Here is a 25,072-nt window from a genome sequence, read left to right on the forward strand (position 1 = left end):
CTGGGCGCTGTCCGTATTTGTTTCTCAGTTTCCGCGTGGCGCTCTGCGCGGCCAGAGAGTGAACCTGCCTTTAGTGATTCGTGTGATATCCCCGTGCGGCTTACCTTAGCCTGGGGCATGACCATGGAAAGCCGTGATATCAGCGTGATTCGCAACGACGAGCAGAGCCGCTACGAGGCGCAGGTGGAATACAGCAATGTGGGCCATCTGGACTTCGAAGACCTCGGTGACGCCCTGATGCTGACCCACACCGAAATCCAAGCTGAGGCCGAGGGCGAAGGCTACGGCACCGAGCTGGTGCGTGGCGCTTTGGATGACATTCGTGAGCAGGGCAAACTGGTGGTGCCACAGTGCTCCTTCGTAGCGGCCTTTATTGACAAGAATCCGGAGTACCGGGAACTGGTCCATCCGAACCAGCGCGGACAGCTGGGTATGGATACCCGCGGCTGAATTTTGCCGCCACGCCCTGCTTGGGCCGCCACGCTGTGCGTCTAGTCGCGGTAGGGTGGCCCGGCTTGTTTTAGCCTGAAGAGGTGCAGGCGCTGATTCCCATTCTTCTGATGTTGCTGCTTGGGTGGCTGGCTTATACGGCCATGACCAATCCAGCGGGCTTCCGACCTTCCTTGCCCACCCAGGAAGCCATGCAGCGGCGTGATGACGCCCAGCCAGCGCAGCCCACCGCTGATCCGGAGACACAGCAGGAGATGCCTGAAGGCCAGACTGAACTGACTGGGCCACTGATTGCTGAGGCAGTGGCGCGGCAGCCCATCTCCATTCAGGCGCTGCGGCAGCGGGAGTATCCGGGCAGTGATCTGCAGGGCGTGAGTACCCTGGCGCCTGGGCGCAACTACTCGCGGCAGGTGGTGAGCTATCAGTCGGATGGACTGACCATCTACGGTCTGCTGACCATTCCAACTGGTGAGCCGCCTGAGGGAGGCTGGCCCGCCATTGTATTCAACCACGGCTACATTCCGCCTGCCGAGTACCGCACCACCGAGCGTTATGCCCGCTACCAGGATGCCTTTGCCGAGGCCGGATTCGTGACCCTCAAGAGCGACTACCGGGGGCATGGCAATTCGCAGGGGGCGGCGGGCGGCGGCTATACCGATCCTGGCTACACGGTGGACGTACTGAACGCCGCGGCCAGCTTGCGGCGAGATGAGCGGGTCAACGGAGCGCGTATGGGCCTGTGGGGACACTCGATGGGTGGTCAGCTTTCGCTGCGGGCCATGCTGGTGGACCGCGAGCTGCGAGCTGCGTCGCTGTGGGCTGGGGTGGTGGCTGACTACGCTGTTCTCCAAACCGAGTGGAACTCGCCGGGTCGCCGTCAGCTGGACGATCTGAACCGCCAGTATCTGCGCCAGCTCAGCCCTAACGCCTATCTGGACGAATTGAATGGCCGCCCTCTCCAGCTGCATCACGGCACTGCCGATGAGGACGTGCCTTATAGCTTTCAGGTCTATCTGGCCGAAGACCTGCGCGCTGCGGGGCAAGCGGTGGAGGCCTACAAGTACGAAGGCGACGACCACAACCTCAGCCAGAATCTAGAGTTGGCCTTACGCCGTAGTGTGGAGTTCTTTCAGCAGAACCTCTGATTCGTGGCAGCCCAGTTGGTTGAGGAGATGCACTGTGGCCCGTCGGCTGGATGACCCGCTGGCAGCAGTCACGGAAGAACCCGGTGAGGAACCAGCTGCAGGTTCCAGGCCCGAATCTGTGCATGGTGCGGTGACCAGGCCTGCCAGATCTGTTCCGCCCACTCCCGCGCCAAGATCCGGTACTCGGTTTGCGGTGCTTCCCAAAACATCTCATATGTCGGCAACTGCTCAAGTGGCGGGATCTCCAGTGGCGTAAAGAAATCGGGGTGCTGCCGCATCATTTCCTGATGCATGGCCGAACCTTCCGCTACAGGCTGACCGCACTCCAGCGAAAGGTCAAGCGTCATGAGACAGAGGGCTGTTGTCTGTACGCCAAGGCGCGTCGTGTTTTCTGGATGCGTGCAGGCATAGGCGTCAACGACGTATTGCCGTTCGCTCATTAGCGAGGGTTGATAAAACGCAGCAAGCACCTCGCTACTGGCGGCGTGGCATTCACCAGAAGCCAAGATTCCCCGTGGCTTCGGCAAGCCTCCAGCGAGGTGTGTCAGGCCACAAGAAGGGCACTGGATTTTAGCCACGGCGGTCATAATCTGTCTCCATCAACGTCTGTGCCCAGAATTGAACAGGAGTCTCCTGCACTCTCCAGGCTTCCCACACCTGCCTGGCCCATTCATAAGTCACCTCTTCAAGCTGACTGACTGGAAAGCTGAGGATGACCGGGGCATTCAACGGCCCCCACTGCTGGGGTGGATTGAGGGCAGGCCAATCCTCAAGACCCAGGCGCGGCAGCAGGGTAGAACTTAGGCGGGCGCGGAACTGGGGCAACTGCGAAAAGGGAAGGCCGAAGTCGAAATGAGCGCACAAGACCGTCAGATGGACTGCTACCGACCCTCGTTGCCGCCGTTCCGCTGGGGCATTGCCGGGATGTTGGGCGGCATAGGTATCCATCTGCAGCGGGGCATCAACACCCTCCGCCGCCAACCGAGCCAGCAGTTCGCCGTAGCAGCGCCAGCAAGCCGGTTGCGCCGACATGTAGGCGTGTGATGGACCGTCCTCGGTAGGAACCAACGCACCGCAATCGCAAAGCGCCATGCCCAAAGGTTAAAACCTCACGCTACGTCAGGGTCAAGGTCCGTTGGCGTAACTGTGGCTCAGCTCTGACCAGAAGTTGCCATAAGACGCCTTTAGTCGGTGTAGAACCCCTTCCAGGTTCTAAGGTGCCGGGCATGAATCCACAACTTCCCAGTGACTGGACCATGCCCCTTTCTGGCCGCACGGTGCCACTGAGCCAGGTTCCCGATCAGGTTTTCAGGAGCGGCATGATGGGACCCGGTTTTGCGATTGCGCCGGTGGACGGCGAGGTGCGTGCGCCTTGTTCCGGACAGGTTGTCACCTTTTTTCCCACCCGCCACGCCATCGGGCTGATGTCCGACAGTGGTCTGGAAGTGCTGATTCACGTGGGGGTAGATACCGTGAATCTGAACGGTGAGGGCTTTACCGCGCTGGTCCAGCAGGGCGACCGCGTAACAGCAGGCCAGCCGCTTCTGCGCGCCGACCTGAATCTGATCGGCAGCCGGGTGCCCAGCACGCTAACTCCAGTGTTATTCACCAATCTGGATGACAGCCAGCAGGTGCAGCTCTCGGATACTGGACAGCTGAGCATCACACCCTAAGGTCAGCCAAATAGCTCTCAAGGAGGAGATGGTCTTTGGGCCAACTCTTCCCTTCTTCTTGCGTGAACGGCAACGATGCCCGCAACTTTCTCTAAACCACACATGAACTGCCGCTTCAGGTTCTGACCTACCAGGCTTCAACAAGGGCTACGGGAGCCTGGGCTATGCTCGGCCTATGGAACAAAAATTTGTGGTGACTGATGAGCACGGCCTGCATGCCCGCCCAGCCTCGGCGGTGGTCAAGGTGGCAACTCCCTTTACTGCTGACCTGAAACTGGTGAGCGTAGGCAAGGCCGTGAACCTCAAGAGCCTGATGAGTGTGCTGAGCATGGGACTGACCAAGGGCAGCGAGTTTACCCTGACCGCCGAAGGCGAGGATGCCCAGCAGGCCCTGGATACGGTGGGTCAGGCACTGGTCGAGCAGGGACTGGCCCAGCGTGCCTGAGCGGCTGCCCAACGACAAGGCCAGCACCCGCAGTCCAGCGCAGGAGGCCACGGCGCTGGACGTGGCCCGGCGGCTGACGGGCATCGCTGCGTCGCCGGGTCTGGGCATCGGCCCGGCGTTCGTATTGCGTCCCCCAGACCTCCGCTTTGAGCCGCAGGAGTCGGGTGCGGACGCAGCAGAGCAGCAGCAGCGTTTCGATGAGGCCCTGCAAAAGAGCCGCGCCGATCTTCAAGCTGTGCGTGAGCAGACGGCACAGAAACTGGGCGAAGAACACGCCGAGATTTTCGATGCGCACCTCTTGATGCTGGACGACCCCGAACTGCTGGATCAGGTCGCGGCTGGGCTGCAGGGTGGCCAGAGCGCCGAAACGGCCCTGGGTGCCGTATCCGACACCTTTATTGCTGTCTTTGAGACGATGGAAGATGAGTACATGCGCGAGCGGGCCGCCGACTTGCGCGATGTGCGCAACCGGGTGCTGTCGCACCTGCTGGGCCGTCCACTGACTTCGCTGGGCGACTTGCGCGAGCCTGCTGTGCTGGTGGCCCATGACCTGACTCCCAGTGACACGGCGGCGCTGAACCGTGAGCTGGTGAAGGGCATCGTGACGGCGGTGGGTGGCCGGACCAGTCACTCGGCCATCATGGCGCGCGGGCTGGGCCTTCCAGCTGTAGTTGGTGTAGGCGAGGCTGCCATGACCCTCGAAAGCGGTATTTCTCTCATCGTGGACGGCGAACTGGGCCGCGTGCTGGTGGAGCCGGGCGAAAGTGCCCTGACCGAAGCCCAGAGCCGTGCCCAGGCCTATGCCGAGCGTCAGGGCCGTCTGCTGGCCTTGGTCGGCACCGAGGGTCGCACCAAAGATGGCACCCGCATTGAGTTGGCCGCCAACATCGGCAGCCCGGCGGACCTGCCTATCGCGCTGGAGTACGGTGCTGAAGGCGTGGGCCTCTACCGTACCGAGTTTCTGTACATGGCGCAGGACCGCTTACCCACCGAAGAGGAACAGTACTTGGCCTACCGCGCTGTGTTGGAAGGGATGCACGGCAAGCCCGTGATTATCCGCACGCTGGACATCGGCGGGGATAAGGCTGCGCCCTACCTGGACCTACCGGAAGAGGAAAATCCTTTCCTGGGATTCCGTGCCATCCGGCTTTGTCTGGCCCGGTCCGAGATTTTCCGGGTGCAGCTGCGAGCGCTGCTGCGGGCCAGTGTTCACGGGGATCTCAAGATCATGTTCCCGCTGGTGTCTACCCTGGAAGAACTGCGCCAGGCCAAAGCGCTGCTGGAAGAAGAACGCCAGAAATTACTGGCTGAGGGCGCAGAAGTTGCCCAGAACATTCCAGTGGGTATCATGATCGAAGTGCCAGCGGCAGCTGTGCTGGCCGGCACCCTGGCCCGCGAAGCCGACTTTTTCTCGGTGGGTAGCAACGACCTGATCGGTTACTCCATGGCTGCTGACCGCATGAACGAGCAGGTGTCGGGCCTCTACCAGCCGCTGAATCCCAGCGTGCTGAAGATGATTCAGCTCACCTGTGAAGGTGCAGCCCACCATGGCCGCTGGGTGGGTGTGTGCGGCGAAATGGCCGGTGACCGCCTGGCGATGCCGCTGCTGGTGGGCCTGGGCGTGACCGAGCTGAGCATGAGTGCGCCCGCGCTGCTCTCGCGCCGCGAGCAATTGCTGAACCTGGATCTGGCGCAGGCGCAGCGGGTGGCTGCCGAAGCCCTGACGCTGGGGACTGCCGCCGAAGTGGAGGCGCTGGTGCACCGCGAGTTCGGTGACGCTGTAGCGCAACCTTTCACTGATTCCCAGGGCGGAGAGTAAACGGTGATGGCCGGTCCAGCCTTCGCTATGACCGGCTGGCTGGCCCTGCCGCAGGGTTTGACCTATGGCCGCCTCAGTTTCCGTGAGGGAATTGAGGCGGTCACGCCTTTGCCGCCCCAAGCTGGGGCCAAGCGGTACATTCTGCCTGGGTTTATTGACACCCATGTGCATGGCGGCGGGGGCGGTGATGTGATGGACGGCCCCGCTGGGGTGCAGACGCTGTGCCGCCTCCACGCCCGTCACGGCACGACCAGCTTGCTGCCCACCACCATGACCGCTCCCTGGACACAGGTCTTGGCTGCCCTGCGTGGTGTGCGGCAAGTGCTGGACCTACAAGCGGCGGGCGGCTTAACGGATGGAGCGCAGGTGCTGGGAGCCCATTTGGAAGGGCCCTTCATCAGCCCAGGGCGCTTGGGGGCGCAGCCAGCTTATGCGGTTCAGCCCACGCCGGAGCAGGTGGCCGAGGTGCTGGCCCAGGGCTGCCTGCGGGCCGTGACCCTGGCGCCTGAAGTGCCGGGTGTGGCCGCTGCCGCCCAGCAGTTGGCCGCCGCAGGGGTCCGTATCGGGGTGGGTCACACCCGCGCTGACGCCGACCAGACGGACGACTTTTTGGATGCGCTGGCCTCACACCCCCGGCTGGCCGCCACACACCTGTTCAACGCGATGGGCGGCATCGAGGGCCGTGCGCCTGGTGCGGCGGGAGCGCTACTGGCCCATCCGGCGGTATTTCCCGAGGTGATCTTTGATCTTCAGCATGTCCATCCGGTCAGCCTGTTGCTTGCCCGCGCCGCCTGCCCTGACCGGGTCATGCTGATCACCGACGCCATGCGGGCCGCTGGCCTAGGCGACGGCCAGAGTGAGCTGGGTGGGCAGGCGGTCACCGTGCAGGCCGGCCGCGCCACCCTGGCAGACGGCACCCTGGCTGGCAGCGTCCTGACCATGGACCAGGCTCTGCGGAATGTGGTGGCAGCGGGCATCCCACTAGACGAAGCGAGTCGCATGGCCAGCGCCCACCCGGCCCGTTCCCTGGGGTTAACTGACCGGGGCAAACTGCTGGAAGGGCAGCGTGCCGACTTGGTCGTGCTGGACGAGGACTTGAGAATTACCGACGTGTATCTGGGCGGTGAACGGCTCATTGCACCGCAGCTCACCCTAGGAGAACCATGACCGAGTCAAGAAAATCAGAACCGCTGATGCTGCAAGAAACCCGTGAAATCCCCGCTGTGCTGCGCCGTCAACGTGGGCAGAACGCCGCCGTGACCCGTGCCCTTGCGGAGCGGCTGCGCGGGAAGCTGCCGCCCTACGCCATTACCGTGGCGCGGGGCAGCAGCGACCATGCCTGCACCGTGCTGAAGTACGCCCTGGAAGTCGGTCTGGGCCTACCCGTGGGAAGTATGGGCCCCAGCGTGCAGACCCTCTATGGCCGCGAGCTGCGGTTGGATGGGGCGCTGGTGATTGCGGTGTCACAGTCGGGAGCCAGCCCAGATGTGGTGGAGACGGTGCAGGCCGCCCGCCGCAGCGGGGCCGTGACCGTGGCCCTGGTCAATGTCGAGGGCAGTGAATTGGCTGGGGCCGCCGAATGGGTATTGCCGATGCAGGCTGGGCCTGAAAAGGCTGTCGCCGCTACCAAAAGTTATCTGGCCAGCCTGCACGCGCCCCTGCCGCTGCTGGCCGAGCTGACGGGCGACGCTGAACTCCGCTCGGCACTGGACCGCTTGCCGGAGGTGTGCGAGGAGACATTAGCGCTGGAAGATCAGGCCCGCGAATTGGCCGAGCGCTACCGTTTTGCCGAGAGCCTGATGGTGCTCTCGCGGGGGCTGAACTTCGGTGTGGGCCGGGAAGCGGCCCTGAAGCTCAAAGAAACCAGTGGCCTTCACGCTGAGGCCTACTCCGCCGCCGAATTCAGCCACGGTCCCAAGCGACTGATCGCCGAGGGGGTGCCCCTGCTGGGTCTAACTTCACGGGACGCTGCCGCTGAGGCCACTGCTCAGGCCTACGCCGAGTTGCAGGGGGCCGGGGCCGATCTGAAAACCCTCGGTCCAGCGCAGGGCAGTGATCTGCGCGTGCCGGGAACAGGGCATCCTTTTACCGATCCTCTTCCCACGGCACTCGCCTTTTATCTGTTCGCCGCGCATCTGGCCTTGCAGCGCGGTGAGGACCCCGACCGCCCACCACTGCTGAGCAAGGTGACCCAGACCCGCTAACGGGTGGGGGTCGGCGCCGCCAAAGCTGGGGATACGGAGAGTGGACGCAGGCCCCGGGCCTCGGCGGCACTCCGCAACTCCTCGTGGAAGTCGGGGTGGGCAATGTGCGTCAGCGCCTGGGCGCGCTCGCTGAGGCTCCGGCCGTACAGGTCAGCCACGCCGTATTCGGTCACGACGTAGCGCACGTCGCCCCGCGTAGTCACCACGCCCGCGCCTTCTGTGAGGGTCGGCACGATACGTGAGGCGGACTGACCGCTGACCCGCGCCGTGCTCGTTACCGCCATGATAGAGCGCCCGCCTTCGCTGGCATTGGCCCCGCGCACGAAATCCAGTTGCCCGCCAAAGCCTGAAATCATCCGCGTGCCCACCGAGTCGGCGCAGACTTGCCCGGTCAGGTCAATTTCTACCGCCGAATTATTGATAGCGGCGCAAGTATGCGCTGCTAAACTCCAGGGACCATGGAATGGCAACCGAACCAATATTCTCGTGCCCAACTTGAGGAGCGGCGCCTGGCTGCTACCGAGTGGCTGCAGCAAGGCAGCCACACACACCGCGAAATCGCTGCTCACTTTGGCGTCTCCGTGCTCACGGTGACTTCTTGGAGTGCTCGGCTCAGAAAGAAGGGAAGCTTGCAAGCGACGGTCAGCTCTGGTCGTCCTGCTCGACTGACTGAGTCTCAGCACGACCAGCTTCGCACCCTCCTGCAGGAGGGTGCTCTGCAGCATGGGTTTCCTGACGAAACCTGGACGACAAAACGTGTGGCAGAGCTCATCGGGCGGCACTTTGATGTGTGGTACCACCATGATCACGTCCGCAAAATCCTACGAAAGTTGGGTTTCAGCCCACAGATGCCAGATGGGCGGGCCGCTGAGCGGAACGAACTTCGGATCGCATCCTGGCGGGAACAGGTGCTGCCGGAGTTGGAAAAAAAAGGTCGCTGAGGGAGCCACAATCATCTATCTGGATGAAGTCGGATTCTCTCTGAAAGGAGTCCAGCGACGGACATGGGGGGTGAGGGGCGTCACGCCCCTGGTCAAGCTCAGAGCAAACTGGGAGAAGCTTTCAACGATTGGGGCGATCACTTCAGATGGACGATTCTTCCAGCACACAATATCCGGAGCGATCCGGAGTAGAGAAGTCATACGATTCTTTGGGCACATCCTGCGCCAAGTTCAGGGGAACATCGTCGTGGTGCTGGACAATGCGAGAATTCATCACGCGAAAGTAACCCAGGCGTTCGTGGGTTCCCACGAACGCCTCTCTCTGATCTTTCTGCCTCCGTATGCTCCAGAGTTGAACCCGATCGAGTTGGTGTGGGCCTACGTCAAGCGCAATGTGTTGGGGAACTTTTGTGCCCACTCCATAAGAGCGCTGAAAAAGAGGCTTGTCACCGCCTGGCAGCGGGTCCGCTATATTCACCTGCCCCGTCAGCTTATGGACGCCAACTTACGCCGTTATCAATAATAGAGGTCATCCGGCGGTTGCGGGCGATCAAACCGACGTCGTTGGTGTAGTTGCTGGGGTACATCTGAAACATCGGGTTGCGGTCCACGAAGCGGTACAGCTCAGGCGTGCCCAGCACCAGCGTGCCGGGAATGCGCCCAGGGTGCACGGTCTTGCGCCGTCCGGTGATGATCCCGGCCTCCACCGCGTGCATCACCGAGGTGCTGATCAGCTCGGTGTGCATGCCCAGGTCCTTTTTGCCTTCCATCGCCGCCAGGGCCGCGTCGGGAATTGCCCCGATGCCGATCTGGATGGTGTCGCCGTCTTCGACCAGATCAGCAATGTGCCCCCCGATCAGCCGCTCCTCGGCGCTCAGGTCATGCGCGGCTACGCTCGGCAGCGCGAAGTCGTCTTCGACGATCACGTCGATCTCGGAGATGTGCAGGTGGCAGTCACCGTACATGCGCGGCATCTGCGGGTTGACCAGCGCGATCACGAAAGGGGCCATGCGTGCCGCCGCCTGCGCCCCCACGATCTCGGTCCCGAAGCTGACAAAGCCGCTCTCGTCCGGCGGCGAGACATGCACGATGGCGGCGTCCAGCGGTAAGCGCCCCGAATAGAACAGCTCTGGAATGTCTTTCAGGAATACCGGGATGTAGTCCACCTGCCCTTTGCCGTAGGCGCGGCGGTCGTGCGGCCCCATGAACAGAGCGCGGCGGATAAACGGGCTGCCCTCGTCGGGAAAGGGGTTGTCGCCCATCAGCAGCACCGAGTACAGCTCGGTTCCGCGCAGGCGCTCGCCCTGGTTCATCAGCTCGCGCAGCAGCGGCGTGGGCGTCGCGGCATTGCCGGACAGCGCCACCCGCCAGCCGGGTTGCAGGCGCGAAATCGCTTCGGCGGCCGTGAGTCGCTCGGGTTGCTGGTCACGTGAAAAGGGCTGCATGTCTCATTGTTTCATCTGTGGGCCGAGGCATTTGGTTACCGCCCGGTTTCAGGGGCTGCCTATCCGCCCGTCTCCCGGCGGCACGGCAAAGACGCCGCCCCAGGGCCGGTAGCGGCTGACCAGCTGATCTTCGCTGACCTGATCACCGCGCTGGATGCGCCGCGTGACGGTCACCCGCCCGCCCGGTGCAGGCATGTCCAGCCGCTGAGCCTCTTCGCCGTGCAGCGCCGGGTCGGCGACAAAGGTGGGGTCGGGCGGCGGCGCAAAGTCGGTGATCTGGGGGTCACCCAGCGTGACTTCGCGGCCGTCGTCCCGGCCGAACAGGTGAATGAAAAGCTGCTCGGTCTCCAGGTTCCACTCGGCCTGAACCAGCAGCGGCGCGCCGGTGTCGTTGACCCAGCGCAGGTTCTTGCCCGGTGCGTAGACGGCGGCGTCCAGGCCGGGTTCGCCGTAATACTCCACCTGATAGGAATGAGGGTGCCGCTCGGTGATCGGCAGGCCCGCCCCGAAAGCGGCCCGGAACACCGTGGTGCTCACCTGACACAGCCCGCCGCCGTCCTCCATGCTCAGGGTGTCGCCCGTGATGACATAGCCCTCCTGAAAGCCGTTCGCGGCGTTGATTTGTCCCACGCTGGCGTTGAAGTCGAAGGTCTCGCCCGGCTCCAGCCACTGCCCCGCCACCTTGTCCGCGCCCACCCGGATGTTGTGCACCCGGAAGTCGGGACTGCCCGCGAACTGCGACTGGCCGCTGTGCAGATGCCCCAGCCCCTGCGCGGCAGCCCAGGCCACATCCCGCTGGGGGGCCACCGTGCGGACGGCCAGTGTGACCGACGTTTCTCCGGCGGCCAGTGCCGCCCGAACCCGTTCCCAGCTGGCTTCCCGGTCTACCGCCCAGCCGTGCTGCGCCGCGCCCACCCAGCGCTCACCCACCCGCCGCCAGCGAATGTCGCGCGGCTGACGCTGCTCCAACTCGGTGTACAGCGCCTCCAGCCGGTTGCGGAAGGCCGGGTCGTCGGCACTGGCCGGGCGCGGCAGCTCGCGCTGAAAGCTGAGCGAGCGGGCCTGCACCTGTCCGCCGATCAGCTGTGGTTCGTCAGCGGTCCACTGAACGGTGAGCGGCTGGGCGACTGGCTCAGGTTCAGCCGCCGCTGGGGCCGCCGGGCGGACTGCAGGAGCCGTCACCGTGGGGGCCGCCGGCTCAGGCTGCCCGGCCGGTGGCTGGCAGCCAGGCAGCACGGTGCAGCCGAGCAGCAGGGGAAGGAGAAAGCGCAAACGCAAGGGCAGAGCCATCCTTTCTGGCGAGCGGTCGTCCGGCTGGGCCGGGCCTGGGACTGGGAGCAAAGCCGAGCAGGCTGCCCTGAGGAACAGCCCTCTGGCAGCCTGCCGATCCCGGTTCACGGGATAGTTTCCTTAGGGCAGCAGCACTGTATCAATCACGTGCACCACGCCGTTACTGGCCTGCACGTCCGCCTTGGTCACGGTGGCGTCGTTGATCATCACCTTGCCGCCGTTGGTCATGATGTCCAGGTCAGCGCCATTGGCGGTGGTGGCCGAATCCAGATTCACCACCTGGCCAGAGGTCACCTTGCCGGGAACCACGTGGTACAGCAGCACGGCCCGCAGCTGCTCACGGTCATTGAGCAGGGCGTTCAGCTGAGCCTGCGGCACTTTGGCAAAGGCCGCGTTGGTCGGCGCGAAGACCGTGTAGGGGCCGCCGCTGGCCAGTTCCTGGGTCAACCCGGCGGCCTGCACCGCACTGAGCAGGGTGCTGAAGTTGGGGTCGTTGGCGACGATGGCGGCGATAGAGTTACCTGTAGGCACGGCGCTGCCGCCGCCGGCCACAGCCGTGCCGGTCAGCAAGAGGGCGGTCATGGTCAGGACTTGTTTCATATCAACACCTCCATGAGCAGCAGTAAAGTCCCCCCAATCAGCCTAGTAGAGGGCATTTCAATAAAATTTGCTGCTTTGGTTCCTGCACCATAAGAATTCCGTCAGCTCTTAAAAGTAAATAAGTGTACACTCGGCATTGATTTAGTGCTTAGCCTTCTCATTTGAAAAGAGAGTGCTGCACGCCTTATTTGTTTGGGAAAGTTGAATTTTTACCCGCTCTAGCAGCTCGGCTGACTGGTTGGGCAGGTTTCCTTCCAGCACCTGCCCAGTCAGCCAGCGTTTGGCTTGTCCCACCTGCTGCGGCGAGAGGCCCAGCTCCAGCAAAGCGTGGCCGCTGAGGGCCAGATCATGCTGGGTAAAGCCCCTGGGCAAGTCGGCAGTGGCGGCGCGAATCCGGCCCTGCTGGGCGGCGATCTGCTCTGGGTTGGCACCGATATGGGCCAGACGGTCAGCCGCATAAAGGTCCAGCAGCGGCTCCAGCAGGTTCCCAGCCGCGGCGGCCAGGCGGCGAGCCGCAGCACGGGTCTGCACCTGGCCGGGACGCATATGCAGCCGTACCAGCGTGACCAACTCCCGGCTGCGGCGGTGGTCGGCCCGCAGACGGTCCAGGACCTGCCGGGTTAACTCGGCGCCCACCTTTTCATGTCCGTAAAAATGCCCGCATAGGCCGTGTGGCCCGGCGCTCAGCGTGCGGGTCCGTCCCTTGCCCAGATCATGAAAGAAACCAGCTTGCTTGGTCAAGGGAGCTGCCCCCATGCGGTCCAACTCGCCCACCACGCTCAGCAGGTGGTCGGATACGGTTTGGGCGTGGTAGGGGCTATGCTGCTCCAGACCGTCCACTTCCGGCCAGAAGGGAACCAGCAGGGGCATGGCCCCGACTTCGGCCAGCCAGCGCAGGCCCTGAGCGCTCCGGGGCGCGGTAAACAGCCGGGTCCATTCTTGCCAGAGCCGTTCGGGAGCCACCTTGGTCAGCCGGGGGGCCAGCTGACGCGCCGCGGCACTCAGCTCGGCGTCGGGGTGCAGACCCTGAGCGGCAAAGCGGGCAGCCCGCAGAATCCGTAGCGGGTCTTCGTTCAGCCGGTCCAGTGCCGAACCTACCGCTCGCAGTCGCCCGGCCCGCAGATCATCTTGTCCGCCAAATGGATCAATCAGCTTCGGTGCGTCCACCGCAGGCACACACAGCGGCCAGGCCAGCGCATTGACGGTGAAGTCGCGCCGGGCCAGATCGCCCTGGAGCGGCAGGCGGGGGTCACTTTGCCAGCCACCGTCCGTTTGCTGGCTTGGCAGGGCCAGGTCCAGCCACTCGCCCTCCCAGCGCACCTTGAGGACTTTGAAAGCGGCACCGACCTCGAAGACCGGGGCTGGAGCCAGTCGCTCCCGCAGCTGTGTCAGCAGCTCCGGAGCCGAGAGGTGGGGATGTCGTACCAGCAGGTCATGGTCCTGACTGGGCATACCACGTAGGCCATCACGCACCGCGCCGCCTACCAGATAGACCTCGCAGCCACTGCCCTCTAGCGTCCGGCACAGGCTCAGCAGTTCACGGGCAGGGGCGAACAGCAGCTTGGTCATACCCCTCAGTGTAGCCTTGGCTTTCAGCCGCCGATGGGCCAGCGAAGACTGCAAAGAAATGCTGGCACTGCGGGTCCATCCTGCTCAAATCACTTGCAAAATAAACATTGCTGTCCCTCTCGTATTCTGTGCTGAACAGTCAGGCGGTGGTCCCGGTTGGTTCTCTCAAGTGTAAGGGGGAATGAGTCGGGTCTAGCGCCTGGGCCTCGCCGATCCAGCCGACTTTACGTCTGGACACTCCAGAATGGCTTGCAACTGCCGTATGGGACTTGTATAAATAAACACGGCTTGATTCATTTCAGTGAGTCCCACAGGTGCAGCTGACCCGTCGCTGACCAAGTGGTGCTGGCGGCAAAGCCGGAGCCTACCCCCAAGGAGATCAGATGAACAAGAAACTGCTGCTGCTGCTGACCGGCACCCTTTTGCTGGCAGCTTGTAACGACAATACGACCACCGAAACCACCACGACCACCACGGATACGGCCAGCACCGACGCCGCCAGCACCGACGCAGCGACCGATACGGCGGCTGAGGGAACGGCGGCCCCAGTTCAGGCTTCGGCAGACACCCTGGTCGTCCAGCAGTCGGCAGATATTCCTACCCTGGACCCTGGCACCACCTATGACACCAGCTCCGGGCAGGTCGTGGAGAACCTCTACGAAACATTGGTCACCTATGACGGCGCCAGCCTGACCGACATGGTTCCCTCGCTTGCCACCGAGTGGGAAGAGGTCAATGACGGGCTGCAGTACCGCTTTACCTTGCGCGACGGCGTGAAGTTCCACACCGGCAACGACATGACCTGCGCCGACGCCGAGTACTCGTTCCAGCGCAACCTGGTGACCAACACCGGGTCCAGCGGAAACTGGTTCCTGTCGGAGTCTTTGCTGGGCACGCCCGCCAATGCCAACGATGATGAAGACGGCCTGGTCACCTGGGAAGCCATCGACAACTCTGTGCAGTGCGAAGACAACGTGTTGGTCTTCAATTTGCCCAAGGTGGACCCCTCCTTCGTGTCCAAGCTGGCCTATACCGGTCAGAGCATCGTGGACAGCAAGCACGCCATTGAAATCGGAGAGTGGGACGGAACCGAAGCCACCTGGAAAGACGCTGTGGGCAAAGAGCTGGAAGGCAGCCCGCTGTCACAGGAGCCCAGCGGTACTGGCCCCTTTAAGCTGCAGAGCCGCGACGCCAGCACCATCGTGGTGCAGCGCTTCGATGATTACTGGGGTGAGGCTCCGGCCCTCAAGACCGTGGTCCTACAGATCGTCCCTGAGGAGTCCTCGCGCAATCAGGCCTTCCTCAACGGCGATGCAGATATCGTCGAAGTGGCGGGCGGACGCCCCTTTATCGAAGACCAGTTGGCCGGACAGCCAGGTGTGGCGATCATCGACAACCTGCCGGACACCTACGTCTTCGGCATCTCCATGAACCAGAGTGTGGACGATCCGGTCAACCTGGGCAGTGGCAAGCTGGACGGCCAGGGCATTCCCGCTGACTTCTTCAGTGATATCAACGTGCGTAAAGGCTTTATCGCTGCCTTCGATCCACAGGTCATGATTGATCAGGTCCAAAACGGCAAAGGCACGCCACGCAACTTCATGTTGCCTGACACCTTCATGGGCTATGACCCGGCACTGCCTGCGGCGCAGTTCGACCTGGCCGCCGCCGAGGAGTACCTCAAACAGGCCTGGGGTGGTCAGGTCTGGGAAAATGGCTTTACCATCAATGCTTCCTCACGTCAGGGCAACGTGGCCCACCAGACCATGATGGAAATGCTCAAAACCAACCTTGAGCAAATGAACCCCAAGTTCAAGATCAACCTGACCCAGAAGCAGTGGAGCGAGATTCTCGCGGATGCCCGCGAGGGTAAAGAAGCGCTGACGGTGGCCACCTGGGCCCCTGATTATGCTGACCCGGACAACTTCGTGTACACCTTCTACCACACCAACGGCTACTACAACGTCCGCACCGGTATCAACGATCCGGAGATTGACAAGATGATCGAAGAAGCACGTTCGATCACCGATGTGCCCCAGCGTGAAGCGCTGTACCGCCAGATTGCAGAGCGGGCGATGGACCAGGGCCTCTTCATCATGATGCCCACCAACCCGCAGATTCGCGCCGTCCGCGACAACCTGCAGGGCGTGAGCGAGGAAACCTACAATCCGATGCGCGCATTCAATATGGGCGTGCTGTGGAAAGACATCAGCAAGAACTGAGTTGAGTCAAGATCAGCCGGGCGACCCGATATCGGGCCGCCCGGTTTTGTGTTCAACTTATGACCGGTATCACTTCAGAAAAGTACGTCGGCAACCTTCAAACAGGAGACAGCAAAAATGAACATCCTTGTTACCGGGGCAACCGGAGTGCTGGGCCGCAGCGTTCTGAACGAGTTGCGCAGTCGGGACATCCAGGCGCAGGGCTTTGGCCGAAGTGATCAGGCCGACTTGCAAGGTGACTTGCTGAACAGGGATAGCTTGGGTGGGACCATCCAGGGGTTTAACGTGGTGGTCCACTGTGCGACAGCTTTGGCCGCTCACGAGGACAAGCAGATGACGGCCAATCTGATTCATGCGCTGCAAGCCGAGCAGGATGCAGGCCGACTTCAGAACTTGGTGTATGTCAGCATTTCAGGCGTCGACCAGGTGACCGCTTTTCCCTACTACAGTGCCAAGTTACACAGTGAGCGGCTGATTGAAGGAAGTGGGCTACCGCATACCATTTTGCGCGCCACACAGTTCTTTGACTTGGCCGACTATCTGCTTAAGCAGTTGCGGTTCGGGTCGTTGCAACTGGCCAGCCCTCACCTCCGGATGCAGCCGGTCGCGCCCCAGGCGGTCGGAGTGCGGCTGGCTGATTTGGCGTTGCTCCCCGCCGCTGGGCGGGTGCTGGACATAGCAGGTCCAGAGCGGCTGTCCCTGAGTGACATGGCCCGGATTGCAGCCCGCAGCAGTCGGCGGCGGTATCTTCTGCATCTGCCGCTGCCGATTCCTGCCCTGCGTAAAGGCAGGCTGATTCCGGCGCGCTGTGAGTCAGTGGGCTGCACTTACAGGGAGTGGCTCGCGGCGCACGGCACAGGCCCCAGCCACTACAGCAGGAAATATCCTCTGCGGCGCGTTTGAGCGTGCTTAGGGCGTAGATGTAGGGGCGGGTGTCGCTGGGACAGCGGGCGACGTGGGTAGGGGAGGCGTAGATGCTGGCGCAGCTGGAGCTGGAGCAGGCTCCGCTGGAGTGACAGGTACAGCAGGCGGGGTAGGCGCCTGGGCGGGTGGTGCGGACGGCGCTGGAGTCTCCTGACCAGCGGTGCCGTTTGACGGTGTTTTCGGGGCGGCAGGTTGGGGAGGAACAGGGGGCGGCCAGCGCACTCCGTCCATGCAGTCGTCCCGTCCAAAACTGGGTCCGAAAGCCTGCGGGTTGAGTTGCACCAAGGCTGGCCCTGAGCGGTTGCCTTCGCACAGGTTGCGTTCGCCGCCGCCGCCCGCTGCCTCCTTGAACACGAGGCCGTAAGCGGCATTGCCGCGCAGCGCATTTTGGATCAGTTGAGGTCGCGCCTCCCCCTTGATGACAGCGCCGTGTTCGGCGTTGCCTTCCAGCACGTTACGGGTGGCCTCGCCGCCGCTGTTTCCCAGATAGATCAGGCCACTGCCACGCCCGCCACGCACCTGATTGCTGTCCAGACGCGGCGCAGCGTTGCCGGCCACCAGGATGCCGCTGCCCACGCTGCCTTCAATCTGGTTGTTCTCAGCGCTGCCACCTGCGTCCTCGCTGTAATTCAGGCCCTCACCGCGGCTGGCCTGAATCCGGTTGCCGCGCAGGGTCGGTGCTGCCGCCTCGCTGACCCGGATACCGGTTTGGGTGCCCTCAATGGTGTTTCCTTCAGCGGTTCCACCCGCCTGCGTGCGGTAAAGCAGCGCTGTATCCGCAGCGCCCGTCAGGGTGTTGTCCAGCAGGGTGGGCTGAGCGCTTCCCCCGACGCCGATGCTGAACTGCCCCCCCTCAATCTGATTGCCGCGTAGGGTGGGCGTGGCTGCGCCGCTGATTTCTACTCCCCGCTGACCATTGCCCCGAATACGGTTGCCTTGCAGTTCCGGGGTGGCCTCGCCGCCGATGACCACGCCATCCTCATTGTTGCCCTCTATCCGGCTGCCGCTGATCGTACCACTGCTGCGGCCATCCAGCAGCGCCCCAGCAAAGCGGTTGGCGCGCAGGTCCGAGTCAGTGAGAACCACGCGGCTGTCCTCAGTCACGCTGATGCCGATGGCGTTGCGGACCAGCGAACTGCCTGAGACTTCTCCCAATGCTCCCGCCCGCAGCCACAGGCCACTGCCTTGTGAGCGGTCGGCGTCGTTCTCGCGGCCCCCGCTCAGGACGATACTTTCACCCTGAAAGTGGCCCCGGTCTATCCGCACGGCCTGGCCGGGTGAAGTACCATTCCACAGCACACTCAGGTCACGCAGCAGCAGCCGAGAATCACGTACCGATATGGCACTCTGTCCTTGGCTGCCGATCAGGTAGGTCTGGTCCGCGCCCTGCCCGATCAGCTCGGTATCAAGGGTGAGTTCCAGTGGCTGGCTGAGCAGATAGACCCCGCGTGCCAGGGTCACGCGGCCACCCTGGTCGGCCGCAGACATCAGCGCCGTGACCTCCGCCCCTGGTAGAACAGGCAGCACATACTCGTTGCTCACCCACCCGGTGAGCTCGCCGTAGCGCACCTTGCTCCAGCCTCCTTTGTCTGAAAGGACATCCAGCAGACTCTGTCCGGGAATCACCGCCAGCGGTTCGCCGTTGGTGTTGGCCGCTGGACGCAGGTTCAGAGGGGTCGGAAGGGTCATGACCTGGCGTCCAGGGGTGGCAGGAGCCTCGGCGTCAGCAGGGACTCCGGAGGCAGCTTCCTCTGTTTCCTGGATCGCCGCGGAGTTGGGCGTAAACGCTGCGCTCTGAGAGGCCAGATCACGGAGGGTCGGCAGCGCCAGCATCAGTCCGATTCCAGCCGCCAACAGCAGCGCCAGCGGGAGCAGGCGGGGCCAGAGGGGGCGTGGCGCTGGGGAGGCGGTGGGGTGAGCAGGTGGAATTTGCTCCACCGAAGCAGCAGCAGTGGCGATCACCGTGTCCAGTGCCGTGACCGCCGGGTCTGCGGCCCGGTCCAGCAACCGCAGCGCTGCGCCTGCCGAGATGGGCAGGCCAGCTCCTGCTGGGGCTTGCAGGGCGTCCAGCAGCCGTCCCAATGGTGTGCCGCCCGTGTGCGCTGTGCTGACCCGTAGCAGCTGCCCCAGCCGCTGCAAATCCTCGCTCACGCTGCCGCCACCGCTCAGGGCACTCCAGAGGTCACGCAAACCCACGGTCCCGCTTTGATCCAGCCAGATGTGCGCGGCACTCAGGCCGTTCAGGTGCAGGCCCTGGGTGTGCAGAGGCCCCAGCGCCGAAAGCAGCCCACGGGCCAGTGCCTCACCGTCAGCTGCGTCCAGTGGTGGAGCGGAACGCAGATAAGTTTCCAGCGTCTGCCCATGCCGCTCAGCACGGACCAGATAGCTGGCCCCGGAATCACTCCACGCCGCCACGGCCCGGTCGAACGGGAGGCGCTCGGCTGCGGAGCGGCCAGCGACTTCGGCCAGCCAGGAGGCCTCGGCATGGGCACCCGGCGGCGGCGGTGTGATGCGGCGCAACACCAGCGTGTCTTCACCCTGACGGGGACGCACACTGTAGCGCTGCACCTGGTAAGGCGGCAGAGAGGTGACATCGCGCACAGTGGTCACCTCGAAGTCGCCGGCCCAGTCGCCAGGAACCAGAGGGGGGAGGGGGCGCACGGGATCGGTCATAAACAGGGTGCCGTCATCATAGCGAAGATGGCGCCGGGGCAGGCCAAATCAGTGGCAGTGGCTGTTTGCTTCCCTGTAATCATCCGGAACATGGGTGTGAGGTCCAAGCCAATCTATGGCTCCTCGCTCTCCTGCGGAGCTGTGCCCGTCTGCTCGCCTATAACCCGCGCAGGTACGCCCACCTCTGCGATGTTCAGGGGCAGCCTCTAGAAATCATCTTTAAGTTCTGAGCCTTGCTCTCTCCCGACAGCGCGGCCCTACCGCCTGGACCCCTGGCCAATGGACCGTACCCAGGCAATGCCTCATCAGTCATCCAGCTGTGACAGGGAGAGGCGACTGGCATTTGACCCTTGCCGCTACAGAAACCAGCCCTACACCTTGTCAGCCGCGCTGCCAGGCCACATACTGCGCGTATGACAAAAGCAGGCAGCGAAGGCGCCGCGCCGCAGGACGAACGTCAGATCAAGCTGGCGCGCGCAGTGCAGGAGGCCGACCTGGACCGGGTGGTGGCGATGCTCCCGGACGCTTTTAGTGCGCCGCAGCATACGGTGCGTTCCACCCTCAAGTGGATTTTTGAGGCCGCGGCGCGTGACGGGGTTGATCTGCTGCGCCCACCTGAAGATTTTCATGCCTGGCTGGGCGCACCCTTGGGCGAAACCCGCACCGGACCCGACACGGCCAAGCCCAATACGGTCCGCACCCGCCTGACGCTGCTGGGGGCGATGTACCGCGCCCTGTACGAAGAGGGGCTGATCCGCCAGGACCCGCTGTACGGCTTTAGGCGTCCACCTGCGCAGCGCAAACTGAATTACCTGCCGGACCGTGACGCCATCGTGCGCCTGATTGCCCAGACCGAGGACCCGGAATTGCGGGCGGCGCTGCACCTGATGACCCGTCAGGCCTTTCACACCGGCGAGGTGCTGGATCTGAAATGGTCGGATATTGACCCGCAGCGCGGCACGGTTCTGCGCCGCCGGACCGAGACCCATCTGGCTCCCGAGGTGTTACGGGCGCTGCAGGACCTCGCCGACAAACATGGTGGCTGGCTGTTCGCTAAAGGGCATCTGCTGACCATCCGCACCGACGCGGGGTTTCGCCAAGCACTCTGGCGGGCGTCCCGGTTGGCGAACGTGGATTACGTGCCACCCTCGCACCTGCGTCAGGCGGCGCTGCGTGACTTTGGGCAGATTCTGACCTATCAGGATGCCGGTTATGTCAGCCCCAAAGCCTACGCCGAAGCGCTGGAACTGGCCCAGGGCGTGCTGGAAGAGAAGAAGAAGGGACCGAAAGTAGGGGGCCAGGCTGTAGAGGAAAGGTGACGAAAAGGAAATAGCCTGGCCACTGCTGCAGGCGTAAAAAAGCGCCTCATCATCTGCTTGTGACATTTTTCCCTAACGCAATATCAGTAGCGAATCATAAACTGTGGGTATGTCCAAATCCAAGACGGAGACCCGCACTCGCCGCCCCGCCCGCACGGCCAAGGCCCCGCCAGCGGTCCGTGTCGCTCCGCCTGAGGAGCAAGCCGAGCTACTCCCCAATACCCGTGTGCATCCCCACAGTTACGGTTTGGACGAGCGGCGGATTGAGGACCGCCACACCGATGAGCGCGGCGAGAACAAGCTCGGCTCACGGGCGGTGGCCACCGAGGACATCCTGCTCAAAACCCCGATTGACGATCTGGACAGCGTGGCCCGCACCCTGATGGACGCCCTTTCGCCTGATGAGCAGCGGCATCTGATCCGTGAACTGCGGCGCGGACAGACAGAGCCTACGGAGCAAAGTGCCGACTTGGACGCGCAGCTGGACCCCGCCTGGCGCGAGGGGGCCTATCCCTACCTGTACCGCATGAGCCGCAAAGCTTATGAGCAGGAGAAATACCAGCTACAGATCGAGCTGCTCAAATTTCAGGCCTGGGTCAAGGAGACCGGGCAAAAAGTCGTGATCATTTTTGAGGGCCGGGACGCAGCGGGCAAGGGTGGCACCATCAAACGCTTTACCGAGCACCTAAATCCGCGTGGCAGCCGGGTGGTGGCCCTGGAAAAACCCACCGCCACTGAGGCGGGTCAGTGGTATTTTCAGCGCTACATTCAGCATCTGCCCACTGCCGGCGAGATCGTGCTGTTTGATCGCTCGTGGTACAACCGCGCTGGGGTAGAGCGTGTCATGGGCTTTTGCAGCGAGGACGAATACCATGAATTTTTGCGTCAGGTGCCGGAGTTCGAGCGGCAACTGGTCCGCAGTGGCACGCGCCTGATCAAGTTCTGGTTCAGCGTGAGCCGCGCCGAGCAGCGCCGCCGCTTTAGGGAGCGGCAGGTGCATCCGCTCAAGCAGTGGAAGCTCTCGCCGATTGACATGGCCAGCCTGGACAAATGGGATGAATACACTCGGGCCAAGGAAGCCATGTTCTTTCATACCGACACTGCCGATGCCCCCTGGTACGTGGTCAAGAGTGACGACAAAAAGCGGGCGCGCCTGAATGCCATGCGGCACGTGCTGAGTACGTTGCCGTACGATAACCGCGACCCCCGTAACGTGGGCACGCCCGACCCGCTGATCGTGGGCCGCCCGCAGGGAATGTACGACCGCGACGACCTGCCAGATCTGGCCGAAGTGCCGGGTCAGCCAGGGCAGGAGCGTGGTCAGGCTGGGCAAGCCGGGAAAGCGAGTGTCAAGGGGAAGAAACAGCGCTGACGCTTCATTACGCCGTTTAGGGCCTAGCAAGATTGTGGGCGAGTACGGCCAAGACGACGCGGAGCTTAAGTGAACCCAGGGTTTTGGTTTGGGCAGAGCGGATTTGAGCTTCCACAAGCGCAGAGAAGACTGTTTCAATACGTTTGCGGATTTTGGGATGGCGAGAATCTCGCCATCCCGTGTCATATCTGGTGTTCTTCTTGGGCGGATACACGTAGCCCAGACAGCAATACCCCTTATCGCCAATGATGGTTGGGCCTTCAAACTCTGGCCATCTGAGATTCAGCTCATAGCTGACCGTAACGTCATGGAGGTTGGCAGGTCGGATGACGTACTGAACGATTTGTCCACCTGGTGTGACCCAGGCGTGCAGCTTATATCCGAAGAACTCGCCCTGAGTTCCAAATCCCCATTTCGCGCCTGGGAAACGACAAAGGTGCGTGCGTTTGGGACGGCAAATGGGGAGGGGCATTGAATCAACTACGACTTCAGTGCAGGGCTGAGCTGGGCTTGCAACATGCTCTAGGAGTGGCAACAGTTTGATGCCCCTGGTGTAGGCCTGAGTGTAGGAAGGAAGACCGGGACGGTCTTCCTTGAGGATGTTCCACCAGATGGAAGGAAATGGATGCTTGAAGACGAGACGGGAGAGCAGCAGAGCAACCAGCATGGCATCCGTGACCTTCTGGTGCGGGCAGGTTTTCTGGTCGCTGAAGTGCTTTTTAGCCCAGAAATAGAGGTGGCGAATGACGTACCGACGTCCTAGACTATGGTGGAGACGATGTTTAGCCATGTCGTCTCTATTTTTATGTGTCTGGGACGCAGTTCGCCAGAGGTGAGGCAGGCCCTAAACGGCGTTCATTGTTTATCTGGGGGGAGAGGAGGGCAGGGCTGCTTCCCTCTTTAATCCGTCAGGCGCGTGGCGGCTTTCATACGCCGCACGAAGTTTCCCAGTGCCGCCAGCATCGCCGCTTCATCCTCCAGATGCTCCTCGATCAGGCGCACCACTGCTGACCCGCTGATGGCCCCGTCAGCCCCAGCGTCCAGGGCGGCGCGGACATGCTCCGGCTCCGCGATCCCGAAGCCCAGCAGCGTGGGTGGCGCTCCAGCTTCCTTCAGAGTACGAATCACATGACCGGCTGGGCGGGCCGTGCCGCCCTCAGTGCCTGTGACTCCGGCGCGGGCCAGCAGGTACACGTACCCCTGCGACGCCTGCGCGATTTCGGCCAGACGCTCTTGCGAGGCGTCCGGCGGAGCGATAAAGAGTGGTTGCACGCCCGCCGCCTGCGCCGCCGCCGCAAAGCGGGCCCCCTCGCGCAGCGGCACGTCGGCCACAAGCACCGAGTCGACGCCAACCGCCGCTACGCCGCCATAGAATTCCGGCAGTCCGAACGATTCAGGTAAGTTGGCGTAAACGAGCAGGCCCACCGGCACGTCTGGGTAATCCTCGCGCACCCGCCGAATCAGGTTCAGCCCAGCGCTGAGTCCTGCGCCCGCCGCCAGTGCCCGTATGTTTGCCGCCTGTATGGTGGGACCGTCGGCCACCGGGTCTGAGAAGGGCAGTCCCAGTTCCAGCGCGTCGGCCCCAGTGTCCAGCAGGGCACGTACGATCCGCTCACTGGCTTCTATATTCGGGTCGCCCAACGTCACGAACGGCACGAAGGCTCCTTCGCCTTTCCCTTTCAGGGCCGCAAACATCGTTTCGTAGCGGCTCATGCCTGGGCCTCCTGCTCACCGGCGTCTGCAACGGCAAGCTGCCTTGCTGTTGATCCTCGCTCGGTTCGCGAGAGCAAGTCCCGCACATGATCTATATCCTTATCTCCGCGTCCTGACAGGTTGACCAGCAGGGCCGTGCCTTCTGGCGCGTCCTTGGCGATTTTTAGCGCATAGGCCAGCGCGTGGGCCGACTCCAACGCGGGAATGATGCCCTCGTGCTGGGCCAGCAGACTGAAGGCTTCCAGCGCCTCCGCGTCGGTGATGCCCACGTACTGTGCCCGGCCTGAAGCTTGCAAGTAGGCGTGCTGTGGCCCCACGCCGGGGTAATCCAGCCCCGCTGACACCGAGTGCGATTCTTCGACCTGTCCCTCGCCGGTCCGCATGACGTAAGTACGTGAACCGTGCAGAATACCGACCTTTCCCCCATAAATAGGCGCGCCGTGCCGCCCACTTTCCAGGCCCTCACCGGCTGGCTCCACGCCGGTCAGCCGCACGCCCTCATCTTCCAGAAAGTCCGCGAACATTCCGATGGCATTGGACCCGCCACCCACACAAGCAATCACTTCGTCGGGCAGCCGCCCAATTCTCTGTAGCATCTGTGCCTTGCTTTCTTCGGAAATCATCCGGTGAAACTCGCGCACGATAGTGGGAAACGGGTGGGGCCCCGCTGCTGTGCCGAGCAGGTAATGGGTGGTGTCGTACGAGGCAGTCCAGTCGCGCAGGGCCTCGTTCACGGCGTCCTTGAGGGTGCCGCTGCCGGCGTGGACCGGGACCACCTTGGCGCCCATCAGCTCCATGCGGAACACGTTGGGCTGCTGCCGGGCCACGTCCTTGGCGCCCATGTAGATGGTGCAGTCCAGTCCCATCAGGGCGCAGGCCAGGGCCGTAGCGGTGCCGTGCTGCCCTGCGCCCGTTTCGGCAATGACCCGCTGCTTGCCCATCCGCCGCGTCAGCAGGGCTTGTCCTAGCACCTGATTGGTCTTGTGGGCGCCGCCGTGCAGCAGGTCTTCGCGCTTGAGGAAGATGCGGGCCTGGCCCCGCAGCGGGAGGTGGCGGCACTCGGTCAGTGGAGTGGGGCGGCCCAGATAGTCTTTGAGTAGGGCGCGGAACTCGGCCTGAAAGTCGGGGTCGGCCTGCGCCGCGATGAATTCGGCTTCCAACTGGTCCAGCGCGGGCAGGAGGATTTCGGGGACATACTGCCCGCCGAAGTCGCCAAAGTAAGCGGGGAGGCGGGGGGTGCCGCCGGTGAGGATGGGGGTGGTCGTCAT

General features: G+C 63.1%; 22 protein-coding genes and 1 pseudogene. 12 read left to right on the forward strand and 11 right to left on the reverse strand.

The features are described 5' to 3' along the window. Positions 1-117: 117 nt before the first annotated feature. Both LMT64_RS11035 and LMT64_RS11040 read left to right on the forward strand, forming a co-directional pair. A complete protein-coding gene (locus LMT64_RS11035; RefSeq protein WP_229253491.1) occupies positions 118-450 on the forward strand; it encodes a GNAT family N-acetyltransferase in 333 nt (110 codons plus the stop codon). A 254-nt stretch (positions 451-704) separates the two neighbouring features. Then, positions 705-1,595, forward strand: coding sequence for an alpha/beta hydrolase family protein (locus LMT64_RS11040; RefSeq protein WP_229253517.1), 891 nt, complete (start codon positions 705-707; stop codon positions 1,593-1,595). A 68-nt stretch (positions 1,596-1,663) separates the two neighbouring features. On the opposite strand, the gene LMT64_RS11045 is transcribed toward LMT64_RS11040, so the two are convergent. Both LMT64_RS11045 and LMT64_RS11050 read right to left on the reverse strand, forming a co-directional pair. Beyond that, positions 1,664-2,182, reverse strand: coding sequence for a DUF5946 family protein (locus tag LMT64_RS11045; RefSeq protein WP_126352400.1), 519 nt, complete (start codon positions 2,180-2,182; stop codon positions 1,664-1,666). Next, positions 2,166-2,687: a DUF5946 family protein gene (locus LMT64_RS11050; RefSeq protein ID WP_126352401.1), complete on the reverse strand. Its 522-nt coding sequence runs from the start codon at positions 2,685-2,687 to the stop codon at positions 2,166-2,168. Before LMT64_RS11050 ends, LMT64_RS11045 begins: the two co-directional genes overlap by 17 nt. Before the next feature lie 134 nt (positions 2,688-2,821). Between LMT64_RS11050 and LMT64_RS11055 the strand changes: the two genes are divergently transcribed. From LMT64_RS11055 to LMT64_RS11075, 5 genes are all read left to right on the forward strand, one after another. Then, on the forward strand, positions 2,822-3,268 hold the full coding sequence (locus LMT64_RS11055) for a PTS sugar transporter subunit IIA (protein ID WP_126352402.1): 447 nt from the start codon (positions 2,822-2,824) through the stop codon (positions 3,266-3,268). A 175-nt stretch (positions 3,269-3,443) separates the two neighbouring features. Beyond that, positions 3,444-3,713 (forward strand): HPr family phosphocarrier protein, encoded by a 270-nt coding sequence (locus LMT64_RS11060; RefSeq protein ID WP_126352403.1) that lies wholly within the window; start codon positions 3,444-3,446, stop codon positions 3,711-3,713. 61 nt (positions 3,714-3,774) lie between these two features. Continuing rightward, positions 3,775-5,532: a phosphoenolpyruvate--protein phosphotransferase gene (gene ptsP / locus LMT64_RS11065; RefSeq protein WP_229253518.1), complete on the forward strand. Its 1,758-nt coding sequence runs from the start codon at positions 3,775-3,777 to the stop codon at positions 5,530-5,532. Between the two features lie 27 nt (positions 5,533-5,559). Further along, complete coding sequence (gene nagA, locus LMT64_RS11070) at positions 5,560-6,699, forward strand: N-acetylglucosamine-6-phosphate deacetylase (RefSeq protein ID WP_229253492.1); 1,140 nt, start codon at positions 5,560-5,562, stop codon at positions 6,697-6,699. Next, positions 6,696-7,736: an SIS domain-containing protein gene (locus LMT64_RS11075; protein WP_126352406.1), complete on the forward strand. Its 1,041-nt coding sequence runs from the start codon at positions 6,696-6,698 to the stop codon at positions 7,734-7,736. The genes nagA and LMT64_RS11075 overlap by 4 nt, the downstream gene beginning before the upstream one ends. On the opposite strand, the pseudogene LMT64_RS11080 reads toward LMT64_RS11075, so the two are convergent. After that, a pseudogene (locus tag LMT64_RS11080) lies at positions 7,733-8,155 on the reverse strand (acetyl-CoA hydrolase/transferase C-terminal domain-containing protein); the annotation flags it as partial. The gene LMT64_RS11075 and the pseudogene LMT64_RS11080 sit on opposite strands and share 4 nt — an antisense overlap. A 39-nt stretch (positions 8,156-8,194) precedes the next feature. On the opposite strand from LMT64_RS11080, the gene LMT64_RS11085 reads away from it, so the two are divergent. Beyond that, a protein-coding gene (locus tag LMT64_RS11085) for an IS630 family transposase (protein ID WP_229253120.1) occupies positions 8,195-9,200 on the forward strand; the annotation gives its coding sequence in 2 pieces (ribosomal slippage) (positions 8,195-8,662 and positions 8,664-9,200; 1,005 coding nt in all). Here LMT64_RS11085 and LMT64_RS11090 read toward each other — a convergent pair. The 4 genes from LMT64_RS11090 to LMT64_RS11105 form a co-directional block, all read right to left on the reverse strand. Beyond that, on the reverse strand, positions 9,169-10,122 hold the full coding sequence (locus tag LMT64_RS11090; protein ID WP_229253493.1) for an acetyl-CoA hydrolase/transferase family protein: 954 nt from the start codon (positions 10,120-10,122) through the stop codon (positions 9,169-9,171). The two genes, LMT64_RS11085 and LMT64_RS11090, sit on opposite strands and share 32 nt — an antisense overlap. Positions 10,123-10,170: 48 nt before the next feature. Beyond that, on the reverse strand, positions 10,171-11,304 hold the full coding sequence (locus LMT64_RS11095; protein WP_229253494.1) for a VanW family protein: 1,134 nt from the start codon (positions 11,302-11,304) through the stop codon (positions 10,171-10,173). A 228-nt stretch (positions 11,305-11,532) separates the two neighbouring features. Beyond that, positions 11,533-12,012 (reverse strand): fasciclin domain-containing protein, encoded by a 480-nt coding sequence (locus LMT64_RS11100; RefSeq protein WP_126353382.1) that lies wholly within the window; start codon positions 12,010-12,012, stop codon positions 11,533-11,535. Between the two features lie 141 nt (positions 12,013-12,153). Next, positions 12,154-13,581, reverse strand: coding sequence for a CCA tRNA nucleotidyltransferase (locus LMT64_RS11105; protein ID WP_126353384.1), 1,428 nt, complete (start codon positions 13,579-13,581; stop codon positions 12,154-12,156). Positions 13,582-13,964: 383 nt separating this feature from the next. On the opposite strand from LMT64_RS11105, the gene LMT64_RS11110 reads away from it, so the two are divergent. Both LMT64_RS11110 and LMT64_RS11115 read left to right on the forward strand, forming a co-directional pair. Then, on the forward strand, positions 13,965-15,803 hold the full coding sequence (locus LMT64_RS11110; RefSeq protein ID WP_126353386.1) for an ABC transporter substrate-binding protein: 1,839 nt from the start codon (positions 13,965-13,967) through the stop codon (positions 15,801-15,803). A 117-nt stretch (positions 15,804-15,920) separates the two neighbouring features. Beyond that, on the forward strand, positions 15,921-16,706 hold the full coding sequence (locus LMT64_RS11115; protein WP_126353388.1) for an SDR family oxidoreductase: 786 nt from the start codon (positions 15,921-15,923) through the stop codon (positions 16,704-16,706). 6 nt (positions 16,707-16,712) lie between these two features. On the opposite strand, the gene LMT64_RS11120 is transcribed toward LMT64_RS11115, so the two are convergent. After that, complete coding sequence (locus LMT64_RS11120; protein ID WP_229253495.1) at positions 16,713-19,400, reverse strand: right-handed parallel beta-helix repeat-containing protein; 2,688 nt, start codon at positions 19,398-19,400, stop codon at positions 16,713-16,715. A gap of 413 nt (positions 19,401-19,813) precedes the next feature. Between LMT64_RS11120 and LMT64_RS11125 the strand changes: the two genes are divergently transcribed. Both LMT64_RS11125 and ppk2 read left to right on the forward strand, forming a co-directional pair. Then, the gene (locus LMT64_RS11125; protein WP_211334204.1) at positions 19,814-20,719 is read left to right on the forward strand and encodes a tyrosine-type recombinase/integrase; all 906 of its coding nucleotides are present in this window, start codon (positions 19,814-19,816) and stop codon (positions 20,717-20,719) included. Between the two features lie 109 nt (positions 20,720-20,828). Continuing rightward, the gene (gene ppk2 / locus LMT64_RS11130; RefSeq protein ID WP_126353392.1) at positions 20,829-22,091 is read left to right on the forward strand and encodes a polyphosphate kinase 2; all 1,263 of its coding nucleotides are present in this window, start codon (positions 20,829-20,831) and stop codon (positions 22,089-22,091) included. A gap of 16 nt (positions 22,092-22,107) precedes the next feature. Here ppk2 and LMT64_RS11135 read toward each other — a convergent pair whose 3' ends face one another. From LMT64_RS11135 to trpB, 3 genes are all read right to left on the reverse strand, one after another. Then, a complete protein-coding gene (locus LMT64_RS11135) occupies positions 22,108-22,881 on the reverse strand; it encodes an IS982 family transposase (protein ID WP_229253345.1) in 774 nt (257 codons plus the stop codon). 110 nt (positions 22,882-22,991) lie between these two features. Next, the gene (gene trpA / locus LMT64_RS11140) at positions 22,992-23,804 is read right to left on the reverse strand and encodes a tryptophan synthase subunit alpha (RefSeq protein WP_126353221.1); all 813 of its coding nucleotides are present in this window, start codon (positions 23,802-23,804) and stop codon (positions 22,992-22,994) included. Further along, positions 23,801-25,072 carry a tryptophan synthase subunit beta gene (gene trpB / locus LMT64_RS11145; RefSeq protein WP_229253496.1) on the reverse strand — a complete coding sequence of 424 codons (1,272 nt, stop codon included), beginning with the start codon at positions 25,070-25,072 and terminating at the stop codon, positions 23,801-23,803. The genes trpA and trpB overlap by 4 nt, the downstream gene beginning before the upstream one ends.

Origin of the sequence: Deinococcus radiophilus (assembly GCF_020889625.1) — a bacterium.
GTDB classification, from domain to species: Bacteria; Deinococcota; Deinococci; order Deinococcales; family Deinococcaceae; genus Deinococcus; species Deinococcus radiophilus.

Bases quoted from the DNA above. Each gene is read 5' to 3' on its own strand.
- LMT64_RS11035 (WP_229253491.1), top strand. From the start codon at position 118: ATGACCATGGAAAGCCGTGATATCAGCGTGATTCGCAACGACGAGCAG.
- LMT64_RS11040 (WP_229253517.1), top strand. From the start codon at position 705: ATGCCTGAAGGCCAGACTGAACTGACTGGGCCACTGATTGCTGAGGCA.
- LMT64_RS11045 (WP_126352400.1), bottom strand. From the start codon at position 2,182: ATGACCGCCGTGGCTAAAATCCAGTGCCCTTCTTGTGGCCTGACACAC.
- LMT64_RS11050 (WP_126352401.1), bottom strand. From the start codon at position 2,687: ATGGCGCTTTGCGATTGCGGTGCGTTGGTTCCTACCGAGGACGGTCCA.
- LMT64_RS11055 (WP_126352402.1), top strand. From the start codon at position 2,822: ATGAATCCACAACTTCCCAGTGACTGGACCATGCCCCTTTCTGGCCGC.
- LMT64_RS11060 (WP_126352403.1), top strand. From the start codon at position 3,444: ATGGAACAAAAATTTGTGGTGACTGATGAGCACGGCCTGCATGCCCGC.
- nagA (WP_229253492.1), top strand. From the start codon at position 5,560: ATGACCGGCTGGCTGGCCCTGCCGCAGGGTTTGACCTATGGCCGCCTC.
- LMT64_RS11075 (WP_126352406.1), top strand. From the start codon at position 6,696: ATGACCGAGTCAAGAAAATCAGAACCGCTGATGCTGCAAGAAACCCGT.
- LMT64_RS11090 (WP_229253493.1), bottom strand. From the start codon at position 10,122: ATGCAGCCCTTTTCACGTGACCAGCAACCCGAGCGACTCACGGCCGCC.
- LMT64_RS11100 (WP_126353382.1), bottom strand. From the start codon at position 12,012: ATGAAACAAGTCCTGACCATGACCGCCCTCTTGCTGACCGGCACGGCT.
- LMT64_RS11105 (WP_126353384.1), bottom strand. From the start codon at position 13,581: ATGACCAAGCTGCTGTTCGCCCCTGCCCGTGAACTGCTGAGCCTGTGC.
- LMT64_RS11110 (WP_126353386.1), top strand. From the start codon at position 13,965: ATGAACAAGAAACTGCTGCTGCTGCTGACCGGCACCCTTTTGCTGGCA.
- LMT64_RS11115 (WP_126353388.1), top strand. From the start codon at position 15,921: ATGAACATCCTTGTTACCGGGGCAACCGGAGTGCTGGGCCGCAGCGTT.
- LMT64_RS11120 (WP_229253495.1), bottom strand. From the start codon at position 19,400: ATGACCGATCCCGTGCGCCCCCTCCCCCCTCTGGTTCCTGGCGACTGG.
- LMT64_RS11125 (WP_211334204.1), top strand. From the start codon at position 19,814: ATGACAAAAGCAGGCAGCGAAGGCGCCGCGCCGCAGGACGAACGTCAG.
- ppk2 (WP_126353392.1), top strand. From the start codon at position 20,829: ATGTCCAAATCCAAGACGGAGACCCGCACTCGCCGCCCCGCCCGCACG.
- LMT64_RS11135 (WP_229253345.1), bottom strand. From the start codon at position 22,881: ATGGCTAAACATCGTCTCCACCATAGTCTAGGACGTCGGTACGTCATT.
- trpA (WP_126353221.1), bottom strand. From the start codon at position 23,804: ATGAGCCGCTACGAAACGATGTTTGCGGCCCTGAAAGGGAAAGGCGAA.
- trpB (WP_229253496.1), bottom strand. From the start codon at position 25,072: ATGACGACCACCCCCATCCTCACCGGCGGCACCCCCCGCCTCCCCGCT.